The 25,709-nt window shown below is 49.0% G+C and carries 15 protein-coding genes and 1 pseudogene; 8 read left to right on the plus strand and 8 right to left on the minus strand.

Features of this window, described 5'->3' with window-relative positions; all coding sequences use genetic code 11:
* Positions 1-158: 158 nt before the first annotated feature.
* The 6 genes from BZG82_RS05245 to BZG82_RS05270 all read left to right on the plus strand — a co-directional run bounded on the left by BZG82_RS05245 (position 159) and on the right by BZG82_RS05270 (position 8,167).
* Positions 159-722 carry a PhnA domain-containing protein gene (locus BZG82_RS05245; protein ID WP_077765322.1) on the plus strand — a complete coding sequence of 188 codons (564 nt, stop codon included), beginning with the start codon at positions 159-161 and terminating at the stop codon, positions 720-722.
* A 167-nt stretch (positions 723-889) separates the two neighbouring features.
* On the plus strand, positions 890-1,342 hold the full coding sequence (locus BZG82_RS05250) for a CC0125/CC1285 family lipoprotein (protein WP_069586932.1): 453 nt from the start codon (positions 890-892) through the stop codon (positions 1,340-1,342).
* Positions 1,343-1,481: 139 nt separating this feature from the next.
* Complete coding sequence (locus BZG82_RS05255; RefSeq protein ID WP_077765339.1) at positions 1,482-3,137, plus strand: LytS/YhcK type 5TM receptor domain-containing protein; 1,656 nt, start codon at positions 1,482-1,484, stop codon at positions 3,135-3,137.
* Positions 3,134-3,847 carry a LytR/AlgR family response regulator transcription factor gene (locus BZG82_RS05260; RefSeq protein ID WP_274532482.1) on the plus strand — a complete coding sequence of 238 codons (714 nt, stop codon included), beginning with the start codon at positions 3,134-3,136 and terminating at the stop codon, positions 3,845-3,847. Before BZG82_RS05255 ends, BZG82_RS05260 begins: the two co-directional genes overlap by 4 nt.
* Positions 3,848-3,978: 131 nt before the next feature.
* Positions 3,979-5,205, plus strand: a complete 1,227-nt coding sequence (locus tag BZG82_RS05265) for an OFA family MFS transporter (RefSeq protein WP_077765324.1) — start codon at positions 3,979-3,981, stop codon at positions 5,203-5,205.
* 274 nt (positions 5,206-5,479) lie between these two features.
* On the plus strand, positions 5,480-8,167 hold the full coding sequence (locus BZG82_RS05270) for an EAL domain-containing protein (protein WP_158075977.1): 2,688 nt from the start codon (positions 5,480-5,482) through the stop codon (positions 8,165-8,167).
* Between the two features lie 66 nt (positions 8,168-8,233).
* Here the strand turns inward: BZG82_RS05270 and BZG82_RS05275 are convergent, their stop codons facing one another.
* Complete coding sequence (locus tag BZG82_RS05275; protein ID WP_077765326.1) at positions 8,234-9,103, minus strand: MalM family protein; 870 nt, start codon at positions 9,101-9,103, stop codon at positions 8,234-8,236.
* A gap of 68 nt (positions 9,104-9,171) precedes the next feature.
* The gene (locus BZG82_RS05280) at positions 9,172-10,443 is read right to left on the minus strand and encodes a carbohydrate porin (RefSeq protein ID WP_077765327.1); all 1,272 of its coding nucleotides are present in this window, start codon (positions 10,441-10,443) and stop codon (positions 9,172-9,174) included.
* Between the two features lie 410 nt (positions 10,444-10,853).
* On the opposite strand from BZG82_RS05280, the gene glgX reads away from it, so the two are divergent.
* Positions 10,854-12,815 carry a glycogen debranching protein GlgX gene (gene glgX, locus BZG82_RS05285; RefSeq protein ID WP_158075978.1) on the plus strand — a complete coding sequence of 654 codons (1,962 nt, stop codon included), beginning with the start codon at positions 10,854-10,856 and terminating at the stop codon, positions 12,813-12,815.
* 104 nt (positions 12,816-12,919) lie between these two features.
* Here glgX and malG read toward each other — a convergent pair whose 3' ends face one another.
* From malG to malE, 3 genes are all read right to left on the minus strand, one after another.
* Positions 12,920-13,810 carry a maltose ABC transporter permease MalG gene (gene malG, locus BZG82_RS05290; RefSeq protein WP_077457378.1) on the minus strand — a complete coding sequence of 297 codons (891 nt, stop codon included), beginning with the start codon at positions 13,808-13,810 and terminating at the stop codon, positions 12,920-12,922.
* A 10-nt stretch (positions 13,811-13,820) separates the two neighbouring features.
* Positions 13,821-15,395, minus strand: a complete 1,575-nt coding sequence (gene malF, locus BZG82_RS05295; protein ID WP_077481600.1) for a maltose ABC transporter permease MalF — start codon at positions 15,393-15,395, stop codon at positions 13,821-13,823.
* A 63-nt stretch (positions 15,396-15,458) separates the two neighbouring features.
* On the minus strand, positions 15,459-16,640 hold the full coding sequence (gene malE, locus BZG82_RS05300; RefSeq protein WP_077481602.1) for a maltose/maltodextrin ABC transporter substrate-binding protein MalE: 1,182 nt from the start codon (positions 16,638-16,640) through the stop codon (positions 15,459-15,461).
* A 511-nt stretch (positions 16,641-17,151) separates the two neighbouring features.
* On the opposite strand from malE, the gene malK reads away from it, so the two are divergent.
* A complete protein-coding gene (malK, locus tag BZG82_RS05305; RefSeq protein ID WP_077481604.1) occupies positions 17,152-18,294 on the plus strand; it encodes a maltose/maltodextrin ABC transporter ATP-binding protein MalK in 1,143 nt (380 codons plus the stop codon).
* Positions 18,295-18,476: 182 nt separating this feature from the next.
* On the opposite strand, the pseudogene glgB reads toward malK, so the two are convergent.
* The 3 genes and pseudogenes from glgB to BZG82_RS05320 all read right to left on the minus strand — a co-directional run.
* Positions 18,477-20,330: pseudogene (glgB, locus tag BZG82_RS05310) on the minus strand (1,4-alpha-glucan branching protein GlgB); the annotation flags it as partial.
* Between the two features lie 168 nt (positions 20,331-20,498).
* Positions 20,499-22,688, minus strand: coding sequence for a 4-alpha-glucanotransferase (gene malQ, locus BZG82_RS05315; protein ID WP_077765329.1), 2,190 nt, complete (start codon positions 22,686-22,688; stop codon positions 20,499-20,501).
* A gap of 114 nt (positions 22,689-22,802) precedes the next feature.
* A complete protein-coding gene (locus tag BZG82_RS05320) occupies positions 22,803-25,253 on the minus strand; it encodes a glycogen/starch/alpha-glucan phosphorylase (protein ID WP_077765341.1) in 2,451 nt (816 codons plus the stop codon).
* Between the last annotated feature and the right edge of the window lie 456 nt (positions 25,254-25,709).

The following is a 25,709-nucleotide window of genomic DNA, read 5'->3' on the forward strand; positions in this document are numbered from 1 at the left end:
CACGCGTTTGCGTGGCATTTTTGTTTTTGCGTTACTCGACATATATAGCCACTCTATTCACTGACTCAATCCCTTATAACTTGTAAGAATTTATGTCAGCGATTACACTCTGCCTCATTGTTAATGCAGGGACTTCCCTGCCCGTTGTGAGATAAAACATGAGTATTGAACAAACGCTTCAGGCACGCAGTGGCGGCCAATGTGAACTTTGCACCAGCCAAGACAACCTCTCTGTGTATGAAGTCCCGTACTCGCCAGACACCACAGCCAACAGCTGCGTATTGGTCTGTGGCACTTGTCATGATCAGCTTAACACCCCGGACAACATGGACGTGAACCACTGGCGTTGTCTAAGCGACAGCATGTGGAGCCAAGAGCCTGCGGTTCAAGTGGTTGCCTATCGCCAACTTTCTCGTCTTTCTAGCGAAAGCTGGGCACAAGATAATCTCGACATGATGTACATGGAAGACGATGTCCGTAAGTGGGCAGAAACGGGGCAAGATATCGAAGACGTCAAAGTGCTGGACGCTAACGGCGTAGCACTACAAAAAGGCGACGACGTAACCGTGATTAAAGATTTGCCCGTTAAAGGCTCAAGCCAAGTGATCAAACAAGGCACCGTGATCCGTGGCATTAACTTGACCGACGATCCGACCCATGTACAGGGCAAAGTAAACGGCCAAACCATGTTTGTGATTGCGGAGTTCTGCCGCCGTAAGTAATCGACTTTCGCACCTCCGAATTCGATACGTAACATGCAAACCGACGCCATCAAGGCGTCGGTTTTTTTCGGCTGACAAACCGCTGACAGAGTCATACAAAATACCGCTAGTCGGTATGTGCCTCACGCACTATGATACGCGCCTTTCTCAGTCATCTTGGAGTTATTATGAAAACGCGCGGTTGGTTCTTCTTGTCCGTGTTGCTATTAGCCGGTTGTGCAACGCCTTACTCAACCGAGAAGAACTTTTGGTCATTCGGGATGGGCTTTGATGTGATAGCGGTGAGCGAAGACACGTGGCACATCAGTTTTGTGGGTAATGACTTTACCGACCGGGCCATTGCCCATAAATACGCCCTGCGCAAAGCCGCAGAGCTGGCACAAAACGCTGGCTATCCATACTTCACCTTAAGTGACGAGCAGCTACACGTTGACAATAAAGGTAGCCACGCGACATATAGCGAGCGTAAAGATAAGAAGTGGGATTACGGCTACGGCAATACCTCCACCACCAGCGAAACCACCATCATGGTAATTGCAAAAGGTTATCATCAAGCGCCTAAAACCGACGCTATGGTCTATCAAAGCGCCTTTATTTTACGCAGCGTGACGGTCGAATAGCACGCGAAAGTGTGCATCATGGTAAGGCACTTGTGTTATTTTCGCCTGCTTGTACACCATGATGCTTGCGCTAGGTCAGTATCGATGGCATGACGAAGGGTGTATACTGCCGCCTCTTTGCTCATTGCCTCGCTCGATTATGTACAACGACCAATTTTTAATGTTGCTGGCGGTGTTTGAACGCGCCGCCCTTCTCCTTATGGCGCTGTTTTGGCTCACTCGCACCCACCTGATCCAAACCATTGTGCAGAAAACCCAGCGCCACCCGATGGAAACGGCGCTGATTGCCGCCTTATTTGTGTTATTTGCATTGTTCAGCACCTACACAGGTGTCAATGTAGATGGATCACTGGTTAACGTACGAATCATCGCCATCGTCGCTGGGGGCATTTTGTTTGGCCCTTGGGTAGGTGTGACAGCAGGCGTCGTCTCAGGTATTCACCGCTACCTGATTGATATTGACGGACCAACCTCACAAGCCTGTTTGATCGCCAGCATTATTGCTGGGTGCCTGTCTGCGCTGATCCATTATCGCGCCGATAAACAGCACTATGCCCGTTATGGCATTTTAGCGGGCATGATCTGTGAATCGCTGACCATGTTGCTGATTCTGTTACTGGCGAGTGACCAAGCTCTGGCACAGCACATCGTCGCGACCATTAGCTTTCCGATGATTGCAGGTACCGTCTGTATTGGCCTGATCATCCAACTGGTACAGTACATCGATGATGAAAAAGAACACCTCGCCGCCCAGCAAGCCAAACAAGCGCTGGATATCGCTAACCGTACATTGCCTTACTTCCGGCGCGGTGAAACACGAGGTTTAACCAAAGCGTGCAGTATTATTCGTAAAGACACCGGTGCCGATGCCGTTGCCATTACCGATACCGCCGATGTGTTGGCGTATGTTGGCATTGGTGAGGAGCAATATATTGATGCCCACCACCAAATTAGTCGCCTGACTCAGCAAGCGGTAAAAACCGGTGAGCAAATCATCAGCAATGATCTCAACGTGCATGACTTTCGCTCTTTGTTGATCATTCCACTTTGGGAAAACGGCGTCGTCACCGGGACTTTAAAGGTGTTTTATCGTCAACCTCACCGTATTCGTCGCCCGATGCAAGAAATGGCAATTGGTTTATCGCAATTAATTTCAACCCAGATGGAAGTGGCGCGTATACAAAAGCTCAAAGAAATGGCCAGTAAAGCCGAATTTGCCGCGCTACAAAGTAAAATTAACCCACATTTTTTGTTCAACGCTCTCAACGCGATCTCCAGCTTGATCCGACTGCGTCCGGATGACGCCCGTGGCTTGATTGCCAATCTAGCCGACTTTATGCGTTACAATTTAGAGCGCACACAAGATCTCATCCCTATTACGGATGCTATCAAGCAAGTCAAAGATTATGTGGCAATAGAGCAGGCTCGTTTTGGTGACAAACTTTCCGTTCACTTTGATATTGAAACGACCGACATTAATATTGCGCCTTTACTGATACAACCGCTGGTAGAAAACGCCATTCGCCACGGTTTTCAACCTTCTCGCCGTCCTTGTGATGTCACCATTGCAGTGCGGGCAATTGAACGCGGCGCAGAAATTAGCATTACAGATACCGGCGTGGGCATCGACCCTAATATCGTTGAACAGCTTTATCATGGCACCATCGACAGCCATCATATTGGCTTGATGAACGTTCATCAGCGCTTGATCTTACTCTATGGTCAAGGCCTCACCGTCGAGCCTCTTCATCCAGGAACGCGGGTATCATTTACAGTCGAAAACAAGGAGGCATAATGCGCGCTGTCATTGTTGAAGACGAATATCTGGCTCAAGAAGAGTTGCGATACCTCATTGAAAAGCACAGTGCTATCACTATCACAGAGAGCTTTGATGATGGGTTAGCGGCGCTTAAATATCTGCAGACCCATAAAGTGGATGTGCTGTTTTTAGATATCAACATCCCCTCCATCGATGGCATGTTACTGGCGCGCAGTTTACACGCGGATGCGCGTCCGCCCTTTGTGATTTTTACCACCGCGTACAAAGAGCATGCGGCAGATGCATTTGAGCTTGAGGCATTTGATTACTTGCTTAAGCCGCTCAATGAAACGCGCGTGAAAGGCGTGCTCGACAAGCTTGCTATCGCAGCTACTCCTGCTGATACTCTGACAGAGCAACGCCATACCTTGCATTTAATGCGCGATAACCGGATCCGTATTACCGATACCGCCGACATTCTTTATGCCGCGGCCAACGAAAAAACCACTTTGGTATATACCCCAGATGGCGAGTTCTATGTGCCCTACACCATCAGTGAATTGATGACACAATTGCCAGCCAACTTTTTCCGTTGCCACCGCTCTTACTGCGTTAACTTAGATAAAATCACCGAGATTGCACCGGGCTTAAACAGCACTTACCACATTTTTCTTCCCGGTATTCCTCATCCCGTGCTGGTTAGTCGCAGCAATCTGAAGGCGTTTCGCGAACGCATGCAGTTGTAATTCATGCCATCTCGCTGCAGTTCATGCCCGCTAACTGCAGCTCATTTTATCTTTTTCACCTACTCTTGATGTGGGGATTCAGGGTCGTATCTTGGGGGTGTTCCCAATAGATAAAACCCTGGAGCGTTACCATGAACGCACGTTTATCCCCCGGCATGAAAACCCTGCTTGGCACTGTATTAGCCCAATTTGCACTTGGCTCTGTCTATACATGGAGCCTGTTTAATGCTCCCCTTGCAGCCCAACTTAACGAGCCTGTCAGCCAAGTGGCTTTCACCTTTGGTATTATGACACTGGCACTGGCGTTAGCGTCTTCCGTTTCCGGCCATCTGCAAGCACGCTTTGGTGTGCGCCGTGTAACTATCGGTGCAGGCTTATTGCTTGGCGCCAGCCTCGCGCTAACCTCTGTCGTCGGCCAACTATGGCTACTTTATCTTACCGCCGGCCTTCTGATTGGCTTGGCTGACGGTACTGGCTACCTCATGACGCTCTCCAATTGCGTACGCTTTTTTCCAAAAAACAAAGGGCTTGCCTCAGCTTGTGCCATTGGCGCTTATGGGTTAGGTAGCTTAGGTTTTAAATACATCAATCTATACTTTTTAGCCGCAGGCGGTGCAGCACTCAGCTTTCAAATGTGGGCAGTTCTGGCCTGTGTCATGGTCGTGATTGGCGGCGCACTGATGCACGATGCACCACAGCAAAAAGCAGCTACAAACACATCTGAGGCCGATGCACCTGCCGATTACACGCTCTCTGAGTGTTTTAAAACGCCACAATTTTGGCTGCTTGCCACAGTATTCGTCACGATTTGTATGAGTGGGCTTTATGTCATTGGCGTCGCTAAAGATGTGGGTGAACTTTATGTCCACCTTGATGCTGCTACCGCTGCGGAAGCCGTTGCCATTATCGCACTGGCAAATCTAGGCGGCCGTCTGGTACTGGGTGTGCTGTCTGACCGAATGGCACGCAGCAAAGTGGTTGGCTTAGCGCTGTTAGTCTGCGCCGCCGGTGTCGGCATGCTCCGCTTTATGCCACTTGACCAATACAGTTTCTATCTATCAGTTGCTTGTGTCGCATTCAGCTTTGGTGGCGCAATTACGGTCTTCCCAACCTTAGTCAGCGACTATTTTGGTATGAATCATCTCAGCCAGAACTACGGGTTTATTTATCTTGGCTTTGGTGTGGGCAGCTTTATGGGCTCTGTCATTGCAGCGCTATTTGGTGGCTTTGTCGCCGCGTTCAGTGTCATGCTAGTGATGATCGCGCTCTCGCTATGCATTGCCTTTACTATCCAAGCGCCGAAGCGTGATAACCAACCGGTCAATCACAGCTGGCAGCTTGAATCGTCAACCCATTAAGCGCTCGCCATCTCGGCACTTTACCTCGCTCTGAACGCTTTCCGTGATTCAGGGCGAGGTATTTAGCTCTCCAATCATCATTCTTATCTCCCCACGACTCTTCCCTTATTCACATAAAACTAAAATGTGACGTTGTCACTAAAAGGTCATCATTTACACTGTAAAGTCCCAGAGTGTGGGCGATATCTCCTTGCTTTATTGATCATTCCTTAACCCTTGCCTATTTTCAATGGACGGCACCTCACCACTCCTCGCTTTTATATTAGGTTTTTGCATGGCACGTACGTTGTTTGTCACCCTACACAGCAAAGCCGCACTGATTTTCCTTCTCGGTATTGTTGGGATCATCTTTAGCAGCTTATTAGTGACTCGCTATTTCTTTTTGTTTGGTATTAACCATTTAGAAGACATAGAGATAACCCGTGCCAACCAGCAGGCAAAAGCCGTTATCCAACGCGTGGTTGATAATCAAGTTGAGTACGCCGTCGATTGGGCCTATTGGGATGACACCTATAGGCTACTCACCAACGGAAATACACAATATGCCAGCCGCAATCTCGAGGCCGATACACTGATTTCACTCGGGTTGAGTATGATGGGTTTTGCTGATCTAGACGGTCGCGTGGTAGAGGCACGGGTGCTCAATAACGATGATGAACGTGAGTTTATCCAACGCATTTATCAATCAGCCGCTATCCGTGAGCATATTTCGCAATCGCTGCCTGATGATGCCCTGACGCCACTCTCCGGCCTGTTAGAGATAGATAATCGCCTATGGGTGATCAGCCTCAACCCCATTCGTGATAGCTCAGGCACAGCGCCAGCAGTGGGTTGGATGGTATGGGGCCAAGCGCTCACTGGGCGTTTCCCATCAGCCTATGAGAACATCCTTACCGGCGACAACAGCCTGCTTGAAGGTGCAATTCTGAAACAAATTGAAACCAGCGAGCATATTGTTCGTACCGACACCAAGCTGACTCGCTACACTCCTTTGTACGACTTAAATAATCAGATTATCGCGACCCTGAAAACCACCGAACAGCGGCGTTACTATCAAAAAAGTAGGCAAGTATTCCGGTACTTGATCATGACGATGCTCGCTATCACATCACTGATTAGCGTACTCGTTTTTATACTCTATCGCCGAAAAATCGCGAAACAGTTTATTTCCTTTGAGCGCGATATCAGTGCCCTCCTCGGCGACGGCCCGTTACCGCACAAACGCAAAGATACATTCACCCATATTACCGAGCAAATTAAGGCGCTAGCGCACGCGTCATCAAAAACAGAACGCCAACTCAAGGAAACGCTGTCGCGCTTCGATGCCTTGTACCACAGCCAGCACTTGGGAATGATTATCTTAATGGATGATCAAATTATCGATGTCAATCAAGCACTATTGGATTTATTGGGGTACGAACGAGAACAAATTACCAGTTTATCCATTCGTGAACTCTGCCGTAACGATGAGAGCACACTCGCACGTCTTACCTCCCTCTATCACCAAAGCTCCCGCGATGTGAGTCACTTTGAGACGGCCCTGCGCTGCTATAAAGGAAATACTCTGCCTTGTGCTATTGAGGCAGTCAGGCTCGATGACGGAGAAAACAGCTCGCTGATGCTTTCCGTGAAAGACATTAGCCAACAAAAACAACAAGCAGAGCTGATTGAAACCTTATCACACTATGACACCCTGTCTGGCTTACTCAATCGCCCATCAACAACAAAAGCGTTGAACGCGGCATTGGCGAACCAAACGGGCGTGTTCGCACTTTATTTTATTGCCACACGGCTGAGAGAGATCTACGAGATTTATGGTCATCATGCCTATGACAGCATGGTGAAACACATTGCCGATACCCTAAAAGGACAGTTTGTTGGTGCCACCATAGGCCGATTGAGCGAAAACGAGTTCATTGTCTTTACCGACAAAAGCAATGAGCGTGACCTTGAGGCTCACGCCTGTCTTGCCCTCAAAGCCAGTGATAACCATATTGCACTGACCGATGCCGAGTTTGATATTGGCTTGAAAGGCGCACTGATCGGCCCACATCTGCAGTTTCAGCACTTTGAAACCTTGGTACACTGCGGTTTTTACGCTATCGAACAAGCACGTACCGGCAGTAAATACCGGGTGGAGATCGTTGACGAACATATCGCACAGGCAGCGCAAGAAACCTTGGTGATCAACCGCAACCTTGTCTCTGCGTTAAAAAATAATGAGTTCACCGCCTACTTCCAACCCATTGTCAACGCCACATCCAACCAAGTGATTGGCTTTGAAGCACTGGCACGATGGCATCACCCCTCACTCGGTTTAGTCTCACCAGGTGTTTTTGTTCCTTTGGCAGAAAAACACAAATTAATCATTGAGTTGGATGAGGTTGTTCTCGAAAAAGCTTGCGCATTCTTACAACAACTACAGCAACATTGGCGTAAAAAATCACAACATCGTCTGACGATCCACGTGAACCTTTCCAGTCCCCACTTTGGCGCGAGACGATTAGTGGATAACCTAAAACGCTTGATCAATCGCTATCAGCTTGCCCCGGGGCAACTGGTACTCGAAGTAACAGAAAGCATTCTACTGGGTGCCGATAAAGAAACCATCAAACGAATGCATGCGTTAAAAGCATTAGGCGTACAACTGGCGCTCGATGACTTTGGAACCGGCTACTCGTCATTCAGTTCTTTATGCAATTTCCCGTTAGATATCGTCAAACTTGATAAATCTTACATGAGCGAAATTGAAACCAATGATAAAGCCAAAACCTTGGTCCGCAGTATCATTAACATGGCACAAGAATTGGGAATGACCACAGTTGCAGAAGGCGTCGAAACCGCCTCTCAATTACGCATTGTGAATGTATGGCGCGTCGATGAAATTCAAGGGTTCTACTTCTTCAAACCAATGAGTGCAGAGCAAGCATTAAACACCTTTGGTGAAAATGAGGGTTCATGATTCTTACTGCTTTTGATATCAATTGACGCACAATAAGGCAATAATAATGCTGCCTTTTAGATGAACTCATTGTGCGTCATTGAGCTGGCTTTCGATTAGCTCAATAAAAATCTTATCGGCACTTTCTATTTTCAATGCCTTGGCTTCGTTGAGTAAGGCCATTGCTTTGCTGATGTCCTTTTCATTGATGGCCGCGGCCATCGCTTGTTTATAAAAGTCCACGGTTTCCTTTTGAGCCACGGGCTGTTTGGGCCGTTGGGGTGTTACAAGTTCACTCACGCTTGTATTGTCACTGGATAGGACAGTCGCATACTCCTTGGTTGCCACGGTGAAGGATACTTGACCAGTCGGCGCATAACGGTAGGTTGGATCAGTCACCATCGGCATTGGTTCGCCTAACTCCTGAGCACGCAGCTTCGCCGGATGTGGCAACGTAATCTTATGACCGAGAGTCGTCGCATTGGTGTACATGACCATATAGCGCGCTCCCTCAGAATCGAAAGATCCCGACAATTGAGAGGAATCAAGCAAGTTAGCCGTTTGCGGCGTAAACGTATCCGCCCCCAGTGTTTTGATCACCTGATAATGCTCATCTAACAGTAAGACTCGCGGCATAAAGACACGACCATGTTGCATAACACTCTTTACGCTAATCTGAGCACGCGCTGTCCGATCGTTAAAACGAAATGCTTGGGTGTAACTCTTACCCTCTGAAAATGAAAACACCTCCGATTGAGGGTCAAGCCATACCGTCAGTGTCTCATTCTCTTTCAACTGGATGTAAGGTAATTGTTGAAGTGTCTCGCAACAGGCTTGACGACTGGGGGCGACAGGCATCTCTTCCGGCAAGTTAGACGCACACCCTACCAACCATACGGCTGAACTGACTGCGAGTGCCATTTTAAAGCGCTGATAATTTCTCATTATATTTGTCATTAACTCTATCCTAAAAAGGCGGCCGTCTCGGCCGCCTCGTTATAACGCTGATAGTACTAACGCATCGGTTAGAACCAAATTTCGGTATGCACACCGATCACAGTTTCGTCATCACTGTTATCGATGCCAATTTGACCACCGCTGGCCTTATCATCAGCTTTGATGTAGCTGATATAAGGCTTGATTTGAGGACGGCCGAAGAAGTCTGCATTCACAGTCAAAGGCACAGCCACTTCAAGGTTCCAAATATCGCTTTCCACGGCATCGCCTGAACGTCCCCAATAGCCATCAGCCCCTTCTTCATGGCCATATGACAAGGTTGTCTCTAGGCGCATGTTCTCATTGACTTTATAAGAAGGACGTACGGCCGCAATGTAACGTTTTAGGTCATCCGCGCCGAACAACTGATCGAGTGCAGCAAAATAGGTAAGCTCTGATCCCATTTGCCAATTGTCGGAAATATTCATCACCCCGTAAGAGGTTAAGAAAATCGACTCTTGATTTTCATCGCCGCCAGACCAGCCGCCAAAGTTGACGCCACGGTTTTGCGCCACACCTTTACCGTAGGCGATGGCCGTTTGAGTCCAGCCGTCCATGCCGTAGTAGCTAGAGTTAAGGGTGATCGCAGCACCAAAGCCATCATCAGAGTTACTGTCTTTGTTCGCCTGCTCCATGTATTTGAAATCAAAGTCTAAGCTACCGATCCCTACATCCACACCATAGTAATAAAGATCATAAGAAGTGAGTGTGGTGCGGTCATCACTGCGCGACGCTTCGCCAGCATCTGGATCAGCGACAACGATAGCAGCACCAGCGGTATGACCATTCAATTTAGTTTGTAAGCCTGCCCCTACCCCAGACGACTGCTTCCAATATTCACCTGACAATAAGCCAGCCGCGCGGTTCAGATAACGCTGACCACCCCAAATAGAGGTATCCTTACCCATAAAGGACAGGCCACCTAATTCGACATACGCTTCCTTGACTTCAAATTGGGCTTCGTCGTTTTTCTTTTGACTACCTGATGAGGTATAAGCGTAAGAGTTACCGTTACCGTATTCAGAGCGGACCACATAGTCAGCCCATGCACCGTTGTCATAAGTGGAATGTTTTTTAACCGTGAACTCAACTTGGTTTGTACTCTGACCATGAGTACCGGCAGTTTTGTAGTCAGGTCTACCGAATTCCGTGTCGACTGTTTCACCATCAACCATACGGAAATTCATTGAGCCATAGCCGTGAACTTCCCAACCATCATTTTTGTCCGCATTGTCAGCCAATGCGACACCAGAAGCTAAAGCTGTAGCCACTGCGGCGGCGAGTAAACTTACCTTTCTCATACCTTACTCCATTAGGACTGTTGTTAAACTGCATCATGAGATCACCGGCAGTAGGAAAGTGAGCACATCATGCATGGGCATTGCCCTTTTTTGTGTTAGAAACATCCTATGCTTCCCACTTTTTCTGCGCGTCATCCGTAACGAAAAATATGGGGGGAGGAGCCTTAAGGAGGAGTAAGAGGAAAGAATGTAATTTAGTCGATCTATATCACTAAAACACGGCGTAAATCGTTATTTACTTTCTCAATCACCCCCTACAAAACGCTATATAGATCACTATTAACAGTTTTATTCCTATTAACAAGAAAGTGAATTACAGCAGAATAGATATTAAGAACTGTGAGCCTAGATTGAATTTATTCTGTGAGGGAGGTGTAATAGCGTTTCTTCTTAATTAGATGGTGTTGTTTATGTCTCTCTGCCATCCGGCGCCTTATACCTTAGGCGCTCAATTATGCGATCAAGGCTGCCGCTTTAGCTTATATGCACCTGATCGTGACGCTGTCACCCTACTGCTTTGGCAACGTGGTCACCAACCTACCCGTATTCATATGCAAGAATACAAGCTGGGCTATTGGACTGCGTATGTTCCGCACGTGAAAGCAGGCGATACTTATAGCTATGAAGTCCTTATTAATGGGCAAGCATGGTGCATTGCCGACCCCTATGCGCAAGCCGTTGTCGGCCCAGTGCAATATCAGCCACCGTATACGCCCAATCAAAGCTACAGTTTGGCGCGATGCCAAGTCGTCGATCATCAATTTGATTGGCAGGAAGTTTCACGCCCTGCACATACAATGAGCGAAACCGTCATTTTCGAGACACACGTTAAGGGGCTCACGCAGCTGCATCCCAACGTCGAAGCGCACGAGCGTGGACGTTATCTCGGCTTAATAGCGCCCGACATGCTGCGCTTCTATCAAGACAATCAGATTAATTGCATTCAACTTTTGCCGATTGCTGCTTGTTTACCTGAACCACATTTATTGAGCCAGCAAAAAACCAATTATTGGGGCTACAATCCCTACTTATGGATGGCACCGGATCCTCGTTACGCGCACCATGATGCAGTGACTGAACTTAAAACCGCCATTCGAGAGCTGCACCGACACGATATTGAAGTCATCCTGGATGTGGTATTCAATCATACGGCAGAAGGGGGAGATGGCGGGCCTATCTTGCATTTCAAAGCGTTAGATCACGCCATGTATTTGCATGATAAACATCAACTCGTCAATTACACTGGCTGCGGTAATACCCTAGACATGCGCCATCCTGCCGCGATTTCCGCGGTGTTAGACAGCTTGCGTCTGTGGGTCACTCACTACCAAATTGACGGCTTTCGCTTTGATCTGGCCGCGACACTGGGCCGAGAAGGTGAACAGTTCAACCCACACGCTGCGTTTTTTACCGCATTGGCACAAGATCCTGTACTCTCTCAAGTTAAACTTATCGCAGAGCCTTGGGATATAGGTCCAAATGGCTATCAATTGGGGCAGTTCCCTTCCAATTGGTCGGAGTGTAACGACAAAATTCGGGATACTACCCGTAGTCTATGGCGCGGTGAAAAACATAGTCTGCAAGATTTTGCGACGCGATTAATGGGCTCGCGCGATCGATTCAGTGCCGCACATTGGCCCGATCACTTATCAGTCAATTACCTGACCTATCACGATGGATTCACTCTGCAAGATGTAGTCAGTTACGCCCAGCGTCATAATCACGCCAACGGTGAAAATAATCGTGATGGACATGGTGACAATCGTTCGGCTAACTATGGTATCGAGGGCCCAACGCAGGATCCGGCTATTATTGCGGTGCGCGAGCGACAAAAGCGCAACCTTATCGCCAGTGTTCTCTTTGCCTTTGGCGTCCCTCACCTCCTGACTGCGGACTTACTGGCTCACTCCCAACAGGGTAACAACAACGCGTATTGCCAGGACAATCCGATCAGTTGGTTGAACTGGGATAACCTCGAATCGTCAATGCCTTGGAGTAATTGGCTATCCACCATGATCACGCGTCGCCAAGCCATTATGCCCGCATTTATCGATGCATTTAGCGGCCGAAAGCGCCATCAAAACCGTATTCGTTGGCGACACCCCGACGCTAACACAATTCAACCGAATGATTGGCCAAACTTGCACGCCGTTGTTTGCCATATCGAAATCGGTCAACATCATCGCCATGCGGGCGATCAGTTACTCTATTGTTTCAACGTCAGCGATCAGCCGCTATCTTTTTGCCTCCCCGACGACAAGCCATGGCAAACAGTGTGTACCACCGAAGAGGCCGATACCGCCACGCGAACGGTCACATCATCATTCACACTGGCGGCCAAAAGCCTCAGCATACTCACCAATCACGCTTAACCGCGTGACCCACATAAAAACTATTCGCGTAAACAGTATTCGCATAAAAAAGGCAACCTCATCAAGGTTGCCTTTGTTCTGGGTCATTGACTGACTTTGCCGCGTTAGCCTTTCACGCCACCGGCGGTCAAGCCACCGACTAACCAACGTTGCGCAAGTAAGAATACCGCGGTGATTGGGAAAGCCGATAAGACAGCTGCCGCGGCGAAATCGCCCCATAAATAGTTTTGTGGATACAAATACTGTTGCATGCCAACGGCGAGCGTATATGAATCCACGTCAGACAACAGCAAAGAAGCAACTGGCACTTCACCTACCGCGAAGATAAACGACAAGATGAAGACCACGGCAAGAATCGGCACTGACAATGGCAGCAATACCATACGGAACGCTTGCCATGGCGTCGCACCATCCAATGCAGCCGCTTCCTCCAAAGAGCCATCAATGCTTTCAAAATAACCTTTGATGGTCCACACATGCAGGGCAATACCGCCGAGATACGCAAAGATCAAACCGCCGTGGGTATTGAGCCCTAAAAACGGAATGTAGTTACCCAACTTGTCGAAGAGTGCGTAAATCGCCACCAACGCCAGTACTGCAGGAAACATTTGAAAAATCATCATCGCTTTCAAAATGGTTTCCTTGCCTTTAAAACGCATCCGGGCAAAGGCATAGGCTGACGTCGTTGATAACGCCACAATCAAAAGTGACGTCACGCCGGCGACTTTCACCGAATTCCACAGCCATAGTAGAACCGGAAATGGCGGTGGTGTCACCGAGCCATCAGGATTAGTGACAGGGAAGCCGAGTGCCAGCTTCCAATGCTCAAGAGAAGGGTTGTCGGGAATCAAGCTCCCGGTCGCAAAGTTACCTTCTCGGAACGAAATTGCGATGATCATCAACAAGGGGAAGATAATCAGCGAGAGGAAGCAGCACAGACCTATATGCGTCGCCCACACTCGATACTTTAATGATTTTCCTTGAACCATAGCCATGAGATACTCCTTAGCTTTCTGTCACTTTGGTGAGACGCAGATTAATCAAGGCGAGCGCACCCACCAGCAAGAAGATCAATGTTGCGACTGCACTGGCGAGACCGAAGTCTTGGCCACCGCCACCTTCGAATGCAATCCGATAGGTATAGCTGACCAGCAAGTCGGTATAACCCGCCGGCTCGGTAGTACCAATCATGTTCGGACCACCTTCTGTCAACAGCATAATCATTACGAAGTTATTGAAGTTGAAGGCAAAACTGGCGATGAGCAACGGCATTAGAGGCTTGATCATCAGCGGCAAGGTAATCCGTGTAAAGTTTTGAATAAAGTTAGCGCCATCGATAGCGGAAGCTTCATAAAGATCATCCGGTATGGCTTTTAATAAACCCATACACAAGATCATCATGTAAGGGAAACCTAGCCAGGTATTCACCAACACTACCATCACACGTGCGAGGAACGGGTCATCAAACCAATTGGGACTGATGCCAAATAAGGCTTCAAGCACCATATTTATCTCACCAAAACTTTGGTTGAATAACCCTCGGAAAATAAGAATAGAAATAAATGCAGGCACCGCATAAGGTAGAATTAATAACACGCGGTAAATTGCACGGCCTTTTAATTCTTCCCACTGAACGACATTGGCGAGAATAAGCCCAATAATTAACGTAAACACCACCGTTAATAGCGAGAATACAATCGTCCAAATGAAGATTCCAATAAACGGTTCTTTTATCCCGTCATCGGTCCAAACACGCTCGAAGTTGTCCGTACCAATTTGCACCACGTAACCCGGTGCCACCGTATCACCGATAAACTGACCGGCCTCATCAATCGGTTGATAAAAACCAATTTCATCATTTGGCTTCAACGTATCGCCAGTTTTATTGTTAATCAGTGTGCGGCTATCATCTTGTAAAGTATACAGCGGTTGTTCTGCAGCAAACTTACGCAGCCCACTCATCCGAATGGTATCGCCATTCGGGAACTGAACATCCACCTGACTCAAGGTATCGCGGTTTTTGATCACATCGCGTAGCGTCGCTTTTTCACCCGACAGACTTTCTACCGGCGAAAGCGCTAACGTTTCGTTCGACATCGACGCCATATCAAACGGCGCGGTCGCAAAACGCTCACCCGCTTTATCAATCACTAAACGGGTACCTGATGGAGTTTGATACAAAGCAAACGGATAGCTCTGCCCACTTTGAAAAGTACGCTCAAGTAATACCGATTGCGCGCGCTCGAAAGACAGCTGATTTTTAGCACTATAGTTGGTAAGGGAGAGGCCCACGGTATACACCAAGGGGAAAATGATAAAGAGGATCATCCCAGCAATACCCGGATAGATATATCGCTGAGCATACATCTTCTTATTACCAAAAATGTATAACGCTAGCGCGGTTAGCACCACAGTTAGCATTGCAAACGCAGTTTCACCACGCGAATACATAAGTATGGTGGCGTAACCATTGATGATCGCCACAGTCGCCAACAACGCCCATTTAATGAACGCTTTTGAGCTACTTGGCAAGAAAGAGCCTGACGTTGTCATAGCTGGAGAACCTTGAACTGACTGCATAAGGAACGCTACTCACATTGTTCGGGAACTGTGCGGGGAGGCTGCCCTCCCCGCAGATAGAGCTTATTTCAGCATTTGTTTTTCTGCATCGTTAAGCGCATCGTCGATGGATTGACGATCGCCAACCACATTAACAACGGCGTTTTTCGCAGCGCCCCAAAATGCGGTCATTTGCGGAATGTTCGGCATCACCTCACCATGCTTCGCATTCTCCATCGTCGCTGCAATACGGCTGTCTTTCGCCAATTCAGCTTGATAAGAATTCAGCGCAACCGCCCCTAAGGGTTTATCGGCATTGATAGTAGATAGGCCGTCATTGGTCAGCACATAGTTTTCGAGGAACTCAACCGCGAGGTCTTTATTCGGTGATGCGGTGCTAATGCCGGCGCTGAGCACACCAACGAACGGCTTAGACGCTTCGCCTTGGAAGGTTGGTAGTGTTGTCACGCCATAGTTAATACCGGATTTCTCGATATTACCCCACGACCATGGGCCATTGATGGTCATTGCCGTATCACCTTGGTTGAACGACGATTCAGAAACGGAATAATCCATATCAGACGAAATCACGCCGTCTTTTACCATGTGCTTAATAAAGCCCAGTGCGTCGTGAACACCTTGCTTATTAATGCCAACATCTTTGACATCATAACCTGTGGCCGTTTGTTTAAAGGCATACCCACCATCAGCCGCCATCAATGGCCAAGTGAAGTAAGGTTCTTTCAGGTTCCACATGATAGCGGTTTTACCTTGCTCACTGAGCTTACTGTTCAGCTTCGCCACTTCTTCCCAGGTTTTAGGCGGTGTAGGAACCAAATCTTTGTTGTAAATCAGTGATAGAGATTCCACGGCAATGGGGTAACCCACGTACTTGCCTTTGTATTTCACCGCGTCCCATGCAAAATCAACCATCCCGTCTTTCAAACGCGCAGAGGGTTTAATTTCAGCCAATAGGCCCGACTCGGCATAGCCACCGAAACGGTCATGCGCCCAAAACACGATGTCTGGACCATCGCCGGTTGACGCTGTTTGTGGGAATTTATCTTGCAAGCCATCAGGGTGAGCCACAGTTACCGGAATACCCGTGTCTTGTTCAAAACGTTTTCCAACTTCAGCAAGTCCGTTATAGCCTTTGTCACCGTTAATCCAAATAGTGAGCTGGCCTTCTTCGATACTCGCCTGTGCCCCAAATGAGCCGAGAGCAATAAGGGTACCGAGGGCAACAGCACTGAGTGATTTCTTCATCTTTCTATCCTTCTTCTACTGAGGTGTAGCACGATTCCTTGGCGGATGAGCTGTATTTCACGGTCTATCATGGTTAATTCACCGCGATTCCTCATCATCCCGTCCTCTACGCCCTACGCCACTGCGAGCGAATTCGTGATCCATATCGCTCGCCGCCAATGATGCGGCTCACAAAAATAAACCTAACGTGATCAAGTTCAACTAATTGGCTGAGAATTTTGTGACGTACGCCCTCAAATTAATTTGGGGAGGAGTTCATCCTCCTCCCCGTCTACTCCCCCTGTAATAATTCTGCTTAGGAGGATGTATGACTGCCGTGATTCGCCCAAACTGAATACCATCAAAAAAGCATTGGTGAGCAATCACACGATATGCTTAAGCTTTAACCCGTTATCTGTTCAACAAATAGGTTAACGGTTATTTAGGTCTTAAGTGACGTGCGATGAAATAACGCAAACACCTATAATGCGTATTAAGCCGAATTAATGAAAAGCGATTGAGGGCGAGCGACATGGCAAGTGTCACGTTTAAAAACGTTTGTAAAGCGTATGACGACGATGTAATGATTTCTAAGAACGTTGACCTAGAGATTAAAGACGGTGAGTTTGTCGTCTTTGTCGGACCTTCCGGTTGCGGTAAATCCACATTACTGCGCTGCGTTGCAGGCTTAGAGGATATTACCTCAGGTGATTTATATATCGATGACCAACGGATTAATGATGTTGAGCCATCCAAGCGCGGGGTGGGGATGGTCTTCCAATCTTACGCGTTATATCCGCATCTTAACCTGTATGACAATATGTCATTCGGTCTGAAATTAGCCAAAGCCAACAAAGCAGAAATAGACCAACGCGTCCATCACGCGGCAGAGATCCTTCAGCTTGGTCACTTGCTGGATAGACAACCGAAATCACTGTCGGGTGGACAACGTCAGCGCGTGGCTATCGGCCGTACTCTGGTTTCACAACCGAAAGTGTTCTTGTTGGATGAACCGCTTTCTAACCTCGATGCCGCATTGCGGGTACAAATGCGCGCGCAAATCACCAAGCTCCAGCGTCAACTGGGCTGTACCATGATTTATGTCACCCACGATCAAATCGAAGCCATGACCATGGCCGATAAAATCGTGGTCTTGGATGAAGGGCGAGTCGCACAAGTTGGCCGACCACTCGAGCTCTACCATTATCCTAAAAACCGCTTTGTCGCTGGCTTTATCGGCTCACCTAAAATGAATTTTATGAGCGTGTTTATTGATGATGTCGAAGCCGAACGCGTTAAAGTGCAAATGAGCAATGGCACCTCATTCTGGATCCCCGTCGATGGCACCACAGTGACACGAGGCGATCGCATGTCACTCGGCATTCGTCCAGAGCATTTGCTGGCGGCGAAAGATGGTGATGCTGTGATTCAAGGCGAAGCCACTATCGTCGAGAAGCTCGGTAACGAGACACAAATTTATATTAGCCTCGACAGTGCCGATGCCGATGTCATTTACCGTCAGCTGGATACGGTTGAAATCGAAGCCGGAGACAAATACGCGATTGGTATTCCTGCCCACCGTTGCCATTTGTTCCACAGCGATGGCCGTGCCTGTAAACGCCTGCACCGTGAAAACGGGGTAATTTTTGACGACGAGGCGGAGCAAGTCGCCTAATCACATCCTCCTCACCAAAGGCCGCTCTGTTAGCGGCCTTTTTGATCCCGCTGACTGCCAAAGCCCCTCTCCTTGCGACAGGAAAACAATCGCGATTGACAAGCGCGCTCAGCAGGCTCAAAAAAAGCGCCTCTCAGGGCGCTTTAGCTTTAGATCAATTAATTACCGAGACAGACGATCTATCACCCTTCCCACCGATAGAACACGGTCGCTAATGGCGGTAACGTCAGTGATAACGATTGTGCTTGTCCGTGAGCTGCAGTGTTTTGCGTATCGATCTCCGCGGGCAATGGATACCCGCTCCCCCAGAATGCCGCATCATCGGTATTCAGCAGTAGAGAATAATGTCCGGCATGGGGCATCCCCAAGATAAACGAGTCACGCGGTACCGGTGTAAAGTTACTGACCACCAGCACACGCTCCCCATCATCGCTGATCCGCTCATGGGCAATCACGCTCAACGCATGGGCATCTTGTAAGCGCCACTCAAATCCAGCCGGATCGCAATCGAGACGATAAAGCGCAGGCGTTGAGGTATACAAGTGATTGAGGGCCTTCACCAGCGACTGAACACCCTGATGACGTGGATATTCCAACCAGTGCCACTCCAGTTGACCATCATGATCCCACTCAGCGGTTTGACCAATTTCCGAGCCCATAAAGTTGAGCTTTTTCCCGGGCTGACCGTACATGTACCCCAAATATGCGCGTAAATTTGCCGTTTGCTGCCACTCATCTCCCGGCATTTTGTTGAGTAAAGCGCCTTTGCCGTACACCACTTCGTCATGCGAAAGCGAGAGTACATAGTTTTCACTGAAGGCGTATACCAACGGAAAGGTCAGCGTGTCGTGATGATATTGGCGATGGATGGTTTCTTCGCGAATATAGCTCAAGCTGTCATGCATCCAGCCCATGTTCCACTTAAAACCAAACCCCAGTCCGCCTAAGTAGGTAGGCGCAGACACACCGGGAAAAGCGGTAGACTCTTCGGCAATCGTCATCGCATTAGGGAAGCGTTGGTAAATGGCTTCATTCACCCATTTCAAGGTCGCAATCGCATCATAGTTTTCGCGCCCCCCATCGGGGTTCGGTAGCCATTGATCGTGAGAACGCGAGTAATCGAGGTAAAGCATCGACGCCACCGCATCGACGCGTAACCCATCAATATGGAAATAATCCAGCCAATACAACGCGTTGCTGACCAGAAAACGACGGACATGTTCTTTACCCATGTCATAGATATGGCATTGCCAATCGTTATGCCACCCACGGCGCGGATCGGGGTCATGATAAAGCGGCGTGCCGTCGAAATAGGCTAAGCCATGATCGTCGCTCGGAAAATGCCCGGGCACCCAATCCAAGATCACACCAATCCCTGCTTGGTGGCACTGATCAACAAAATACTTAAAGTCATCCGGCGAGCCATAACGACTTGTCGGTGCAAACAGACCAACCGGTTGATAGCCCCAAGAGCCATAAAATGGATGCTCGCTGACCGGCATCAACTCGACATGGGTATACCCCATCTCGACCAAATAAGGCACCAATCGCGCTGCCAAGTCACGATAGCCCAGCGGGTTTCCAGTGTCATCATGCTGCCAAGAGCCGATGTGTAACTCATAGAAAGATAAGGCTTGTTGATGCTTAGCAGTGACAGGCCGCGTCTGCCAAGCTTCATCTTGCCATTGGTAAGCGTGATGGTCGTAGGTTAACGACGCAAACGAAGGGTATTGCTCTGCATAAGCACCGAACGGATCCGCCTTGTGAGGCAGTGAATGCCCATCGGGCCCGGTGAGCGCGTACTTGTAGCGACAATCCGCACCCAAGCTAGGCACAAAGCCGACCCAGTAGCCGTCATCGAGTCGCGTCAGTGGATCAACCTCTGACTGCCAATGGTTCCAATCACCAATGACACTGACAGAGCGCGCGTTTGGGGCATAAACCAGAAAACGGACGCCTTTGATGGGCGTACCGTTAACCGGAAGTGTCATTAGCTTGGCCCCCATCTGATGATAGGCCTGATGAGGGTCGGATAGATGCGCAGCATTAAGCGCATAGTCGTCCGCAGCGATGGCGCCATGCGGCTTAGGATTGATGGTGTCTGGCACGGTTGTCTCCTTATCAAAAAACGCCCTACCCCTGAGGTGTTGGCTGTCACCGAGGATAGAGCGTTAAAACGTGGCATCGTGGTTATAGATCGTGAATCATTCGACCGACTGACGGCTGGCGTGCTGTCGAACGCGGGTTAAATCACGCGCCAGTTGGTTCACTTCCTCTTTGCTAAATAAGGCATCAAGGTTCACCGAAAGCTTACGACGCCAGTTAGGATATTCATCGACCGTCCCCGGAATATTGACTGGCTTGTCCATTTCTAACCAATCTTCCAGTTGCACACTCAACAACGCAGACTGTCCTGCCGCTACATGCAGCTGCAACGCTCGGCTCAGATAACCATCCATTGGCACGTAACGCGCATCGTCACCGACCCCTTCGGGCAACATGCCATGCCAACGCACACTGTCGAGAATGCCTTGTTTGGCTTTTAAACGGCCATCAAACAAGGCTTGCAACTGTGACTCGTCCGGATAAAGCCCCAACTCTTGTCCCATTTTCAAATCGTCGCAATGCCAAAAACCTCGGATGGTTGGCATATCATGGGTACACAAGGTAGCCATTGCTTGCTCCGCATAATGGGCAGGGGAAATAAAGCCACCATCGTCTTTCGAGGTTTCAAAGAAAAAGACCTTGTAAGAATGCACCCCCGCATCACGCAGTAAATCGACAATCTCATCGGGAACCGTCCCAAGATCTTCACCAATCACACTGCATTGATGACGGTGCGACTCGAGTGCCAAAATCGCCAGCATGTCTTTAACGGGATAATAAAGGTACGCGCCTTCAGTGGCATTCTTCTCTTTCGGAATCCACCACAAACGAAGCAAACCCAACACATGATCGATGCGCAGTGCGCCGCAGTGTTGCATGTTTGCACGTAGCAGCTCGATAAATGCTTCATAGCTGGTTTCTTTCAACGCATGTGGGTCAAACGGCGGCAGTCCCCAGTTTTGACCTAATGGCCCCAGCACATCCGGTGGCGCACCGATACTCGCATCCAGCACCAATGGCGAATGATCGGACCACGTTTCGCTGCCCGCATCAGACACCCCAACCGCCAAATCGCGATACAAACCCATCGCCATGCCTTTTTCTTCAGCCAGACGCTGTGCTTCTTCAATCTGCCCTTGTGCAATCCATTGTAAATACATATACAAGTGGACACTGTCTTGGTGTTGCTCAACAAAAGCCTGGGTCGCCGCACTTTCGTAGCGTCGATATTTTTCCGGGAAGACTGGCCAGCCCCAAATACTGTCATCATCCGCGCGCAAATGCTGATGCAATGCATCAAAGGTCGCTTGTTGCTTCAAGCTCTCGCCGCCTTGCTCAACAAAGTCGAGAAAGGCACGGCCGCGGGCTGTGTCTTGGGTCAGGTGTCGCTGTTTAAACTCCTCGAAAAGCAAGGGTAAAACGGCCATCTTCAGTGCCGCCACTCCGCTATAATCGACCCAATGCGTTTCGCGCACGGCCTGCAAACGACGCTGAAAGTCAGCACTGCCCACCAACTGCTGAGCCTTGGCACTTAATGCAAACTCCGACACGGCACTGACATCGATATAGAGTAAGTTCAACCAACGACGTGACGACGGGCTATAGGGGCTGGCTGCTTCTGGATTGGCAGGAAACAGCGCATGAATGGGGTTAAGTCCCACAAAATCTGCGCCACGCGATGCCAGATCACTGACCAACTGCTTCAGATCGCCAAAATCACCAATCCCCCAGTTATGCGGGGTACGCAGCGTATAAAGTTGAATACTCGGTCCCCACATTTTTTTGTGTTGGTCGAGTTCAGGCTGCATGTAGCAACGCGCGGGTGCCACAATTAACGTCATTTCATAGGGGGTTTTGCGGCGTTTTCTCATTACCGATAAACGGTGGTATCCCCAAGGCAAGGTGCAGGGCAAATTAAAGACTAGAGGCCCGCCTTCACGACGTTCATCACGCACAATTTGGGATTGTAGATAGCCTTCAAAGCACTCACCTTGCTCGGTATCGATGCGCCAGCTAAAGTCACTCTCTCTGGCACTAGTGCCTAAGTGCAACGCAACCTCAAGGGGTTCATCGTCGCGAATGACTTGAACTGGCGACAAGACGCCTTCTTTGTGTTTTTTCTCTGCTGAGGCCAGTAGCGTTTCATCGTTACGGGTGTCATAGCCAAGTGACGTCAACAAATCGTATAAGGTGCTGTCAGGCACAGAGGCTTCAGTGCCCCAGGCACTGATGTAGCGGTCGGCTAAATTTGCCATTTGTGCGACTGTTTTAAGTGCAGGTTGTTTCATCGCATTCTCCGAGGGGTCCGCCCCCTTCTTTTATCGGCCATTGCAGTTATTGTTATTGTGGGTGGCACCCTATGCCGTGCCACCCATTTAGCATGTCAGCTTGGTATCAAAGGCTTAGCGTTTTACCGCTTTCAGTTGCCAAATGTTAGTGACATAGTCTCGAATTGAGCGGTCAGAGCTAAATTTACCCACCAGCGCAGTGTTCAAAATTGCTTTGTGTGCCCACAGCGTTGGGTCACGATAATCGCTATCAATTTGATTATGGGCACGCACATAGTCGGCAAAATCCGCCAAACACAAGTACGGGTCGCCACTGGCCATCACACTATCGAATACCGGACGGAGTAATCCTGGGTGTCCGGGCGTGAAGGTGTCATCCAACAGACTATCAAGCGACGCTTTTAGCAGCGGCTGCTGATGGTATTCGTGATCAGGGTGATAGCCTTTCTCACGCAATGCATTCACGCCTTCCACGTCGAGGCCGAAGATATAGATATTGTCATCACCCACTTCTTCGCGAATTTCCACGTTTGCGCCATCCATGGTGCCGATGGTCAATGCACCGTTAAGCGCCATCTTCATGTTGCCCGTGCCCGACGCTTCTTTGCCGGCCATCGAAATTTGTTCGGACACATCGGCGGCAGGAATAATGATTTCAGCCATGCTGACTCGGTAGTCAGGGATAAAGACCACTTTAAGCTTGTCACCGACTCGTGGATCGTTATTGATCGTCTCTGCCACCTTATTAATCGCAAAAATGATCGATTTGGCGAGCGCATAGCCCGGCGCGGCTTTAGCAGCAAAGAACACCACACGAGGCGTCATATCGAAATTCGGCTCGTGGATCAGGCGGTGATACAGCGAAATCACATGCAACAAGTTCAGATGTTGACGCTTGTACTCATGAAGACGTTTGATTTGGACATCAAAGATAGCGTCAGTGTTTAGCGTGATGTCTAGATGGGTTTTTACCCAATCAGCAAGACGCTGCTTATTGCGCTTTTTCACTGCCATAAAGGCTTTTTGGAACGCTTTGTCATCAGCATACTGGGCAATTTGCTCCAGTTGCTCGAGATGAGCTGGCCATTGATCACCAATTTTTTCACTGATCAGCGCGGAAAGATCCGGGTTACAGAACTTCAACCAACGACGTGGCGTGATCCCGTTGGTCACGTTTTGGATACGGCCCGGATAAAGCGCATCAAACTCAGGGAAGAGATCGCGTTTTACCAACTCAGAGTGCAACGCCGCCACGCCATTAACTGCGTACGAGCCAATCACACAGAGGTTGGCCATGCGCACCATACGCTCGCCCTGATCGTCAATCACAGACAGCACTTGCTGTTTGCGGACATCGCCCGGCCATTTCGCGGCAACGTCTTGCAAGAAGCGGTGGTTGATTTCAAAAATGATTTCCATATGACGCGGCAGCAAGTTCGCCATTAACGACTCGCTCCACGTCTCCAGCGCTTCTGGAAGCAAGGTATGGTTGGTGTAAGCAAACGTCTGGCTGGAGATAGACCAAGCGTCATCCCAGCTCAAGTGGTGCTCATCCAACAGCACTCGCATCAGCTCAGGAATGGCGATAGTCGGGTGAGTATCATTCAACTGAATGGTTTCATAATCTGGAAGGGCAGCCAGTGGGTGGCCAGCATCTAAATGGCGACGAAGAATATCCCCAACAGAGGCCGCACTGTGGAAGTATTGCTGCATCAAACGCAACGTTTTACCCGCATCATGATTATCGTTCGGGTAAAGCACTTTGGTCAGGTTGCCTGCATCAATTGCGGCTTGTTGCGCACGGGTATAGTCACCATCATTGAAGGCATCAAGCGCAAATGGCGTCAGTGCTCGACCTTCCCATAAGCGAAGTGGATAGACCGTATTGCTTTGATAGCCCACGATAGGCAGATCCCAAGGCATCGCTTGAATATGGAGGCTAGGGACCCATTCGCGGCGTGTATGACCGTTTTCTTCAATCACCGCCACATGGCCATAAAAGCCAACCGTTTGGGCAAGGTCAGGACGAACGACTTCCCACGGATAGCCTTCTGGCTCACGCCATGCATCCGGTGCTTCTTGTTGGGCGCCATCTTTGAAGGATTGACGGAACAGACCATATTCATAGTGCAAGCCATAGCCGACCGCTGGATACTGTTGGGCTGCGAGCGAGTCCATAAAACACGCGGCCAAGCGGCCCAAACCACCATTACCCAGCGAAGGATCACGCTCTTGCTCAAGCAAATCGGTCAGGCCAAACCCAAACTCGCTGACCACAGCCGCAATTTCATCGTAAAGCCCCATGCTGATCAGGTTGTTGCCCGTTAAGCGGCCAATCAAAAACTCCAAGGATAAGTAGTTCACACTCTTCGCTTGTTTGATGGCTAAATCGTTTTCTGTTGCAACCAAGTCACTGGTAGTGTGTTCGGCCAGCGCGCGGCCTAAGGCGAGATACCAATCGCGCATCTCAGCGGTTTCGGGGGTGCGACCAAGCTGCGTCAAATGCTGGGTCATACTGGCTTTAAAAGCGCTTTTATCAAATACGTGTTGCTGTTTAGGCGTCATGTCATCGCTCTCGTAATGGAAGAAAATCTCGATGACAGTCATCCTGCCCAAGCCTGTCGATGCAAACATCCTCCCGAGACAGGAGGAGGAAAGGAGGAGTTGTCAGGGCGTAGAGAGCCATATCACAAGCTGTGAGTGAGCTCGCTCTCATCAATGGAGGAATTTCGTGACATTGAGGTGATAAAAATCACAATTTGAGGGAACACTGACCAAAATACGGCTGTGAAAAAAGAACAATCCCTTTTGTTAATTTTGTGCGCTAACGCAAATTGTGGGGGCATTCATCGTCTCTGGCGTGTAACGCCTTCCATATACTGTATCCGAACCAATAAAATTAGTGACTTTAATCACAATTGAAAGGCGTAGCTGCACCAAAATAGAGCAACTGCACCATTATCAGCGCTGGATCATAGTTTGTGACAGACCAGTTACATACACTTGCGTACAAGGATAAAC

The sequence above is a fragment of the Salinivibrio sp. PR5 genome, assembly GCF_001996085.1.
GTDB lineage: Bacteria > Pseudomonadota > Gammaproteobacteria > Enterobacterales > Vibrionaceae > Salinivibrio > Salinivibrio proteolyticus.

Excerpts from the sequence above, each read along its gene's own strand:
- malE (WP_077481602.1), bottom strand. The coding sequence starts at position 16,640 with ATGAAGAAATCACTCAGTGCTGTTGCCCTCGGTACCCTTATTGCTCTC.
- BZG82_RS05275 (WP_077765326.1), bottom strand. The coding sequence starts at position 9,103 with ATGACAAATATAATGAGAAATTATCAGCGCTTTAAAATGGCACTCGCA.
- BZG82_RS05320 (WP_077765341.1), bottom strand. The coding sequence starts at position 25,253 with ATGACGCCTAAACAGCAACACGTATTTGATAAAAGCGCTTTTAAAGCC.
- malQ (WP_077765329.1), bottom strand. The coding sequence starts at position 22,688 with ATGAAACAACCTGCACTTAAAACAGTCGCACAAATGGCAAATTTAGCC.
- glgX (WP_158075978.1), top strand. The coding sequence starts at position 10,854 with ATGTCTCTCTGCCATCCGGCGCCTTATACCTTAGGCGCTCAATTATGC.
- BZG82_RS05270 (WP_158075977.1), top strand. The coding sequence starts at position 5,480 with ATGGCACGTACGTTGTTTGTCACCCTACACAGCAAAGCCGCACTGATT.
- malG (WP_077457378.1), bottom strand. The coding sequence starts at position 13,810 with ATGGCTATGGTTCAAGGAAAATCATTAAAGTATCGAGTGTGGGCGACG.
- BZG82_RS05265 (WP_077765324.1), top strand. The coding sequence starts at position 3,979 with ATGAACGCACGTTTATCCCCCGGCATGAAAACCCTGCTTGGCACTGTA.
- BZG82_RS05255 (WP_077765339.1), top strand. The coding sequence starts at position 1,482 with ATGTACAACGACCAATTTTTAATGTTGCTGGCGGTGTTTGAACGCGCC.
- BZG82_RS05250 (WP_069586932.1), top strand. The coding sequence starts at position 890 with ATGAAAACGCGCGGTTGGTTCTTCTTGTCCGTGTTGCTATTAGCCGGT.
- BZG82_RS05245 (WP_077765322.1), top strand. The coding sequence starts at position 159 with ATGAGTATTGAACAAACGCTTCAGGCACGCAGTGGCGGCCAATGTGAA.
- BZG82_RS05280 (WP_077765327.1), bottom strand. The coding sequence starts at position 10,443 with ATGAGAAAGGTAAGTTTACTCGCCGCCGCAGTGGCTACAGCTTTAGCT.
- malF (WP_077481600.1), bottom strand. The coding sequence starts at position 15,395 with ATGCAGTCAGTTCAAGGTTCTCCAGCTATGACAACGTCAGGCTCTTTC.
- malK (WP_077481604.1), top strand. The coding sequence starts at position 17,152 with ATGGCAAGTGTCACGTTTAAAAACGTTTGTAAAGCGTATGACGACGAT.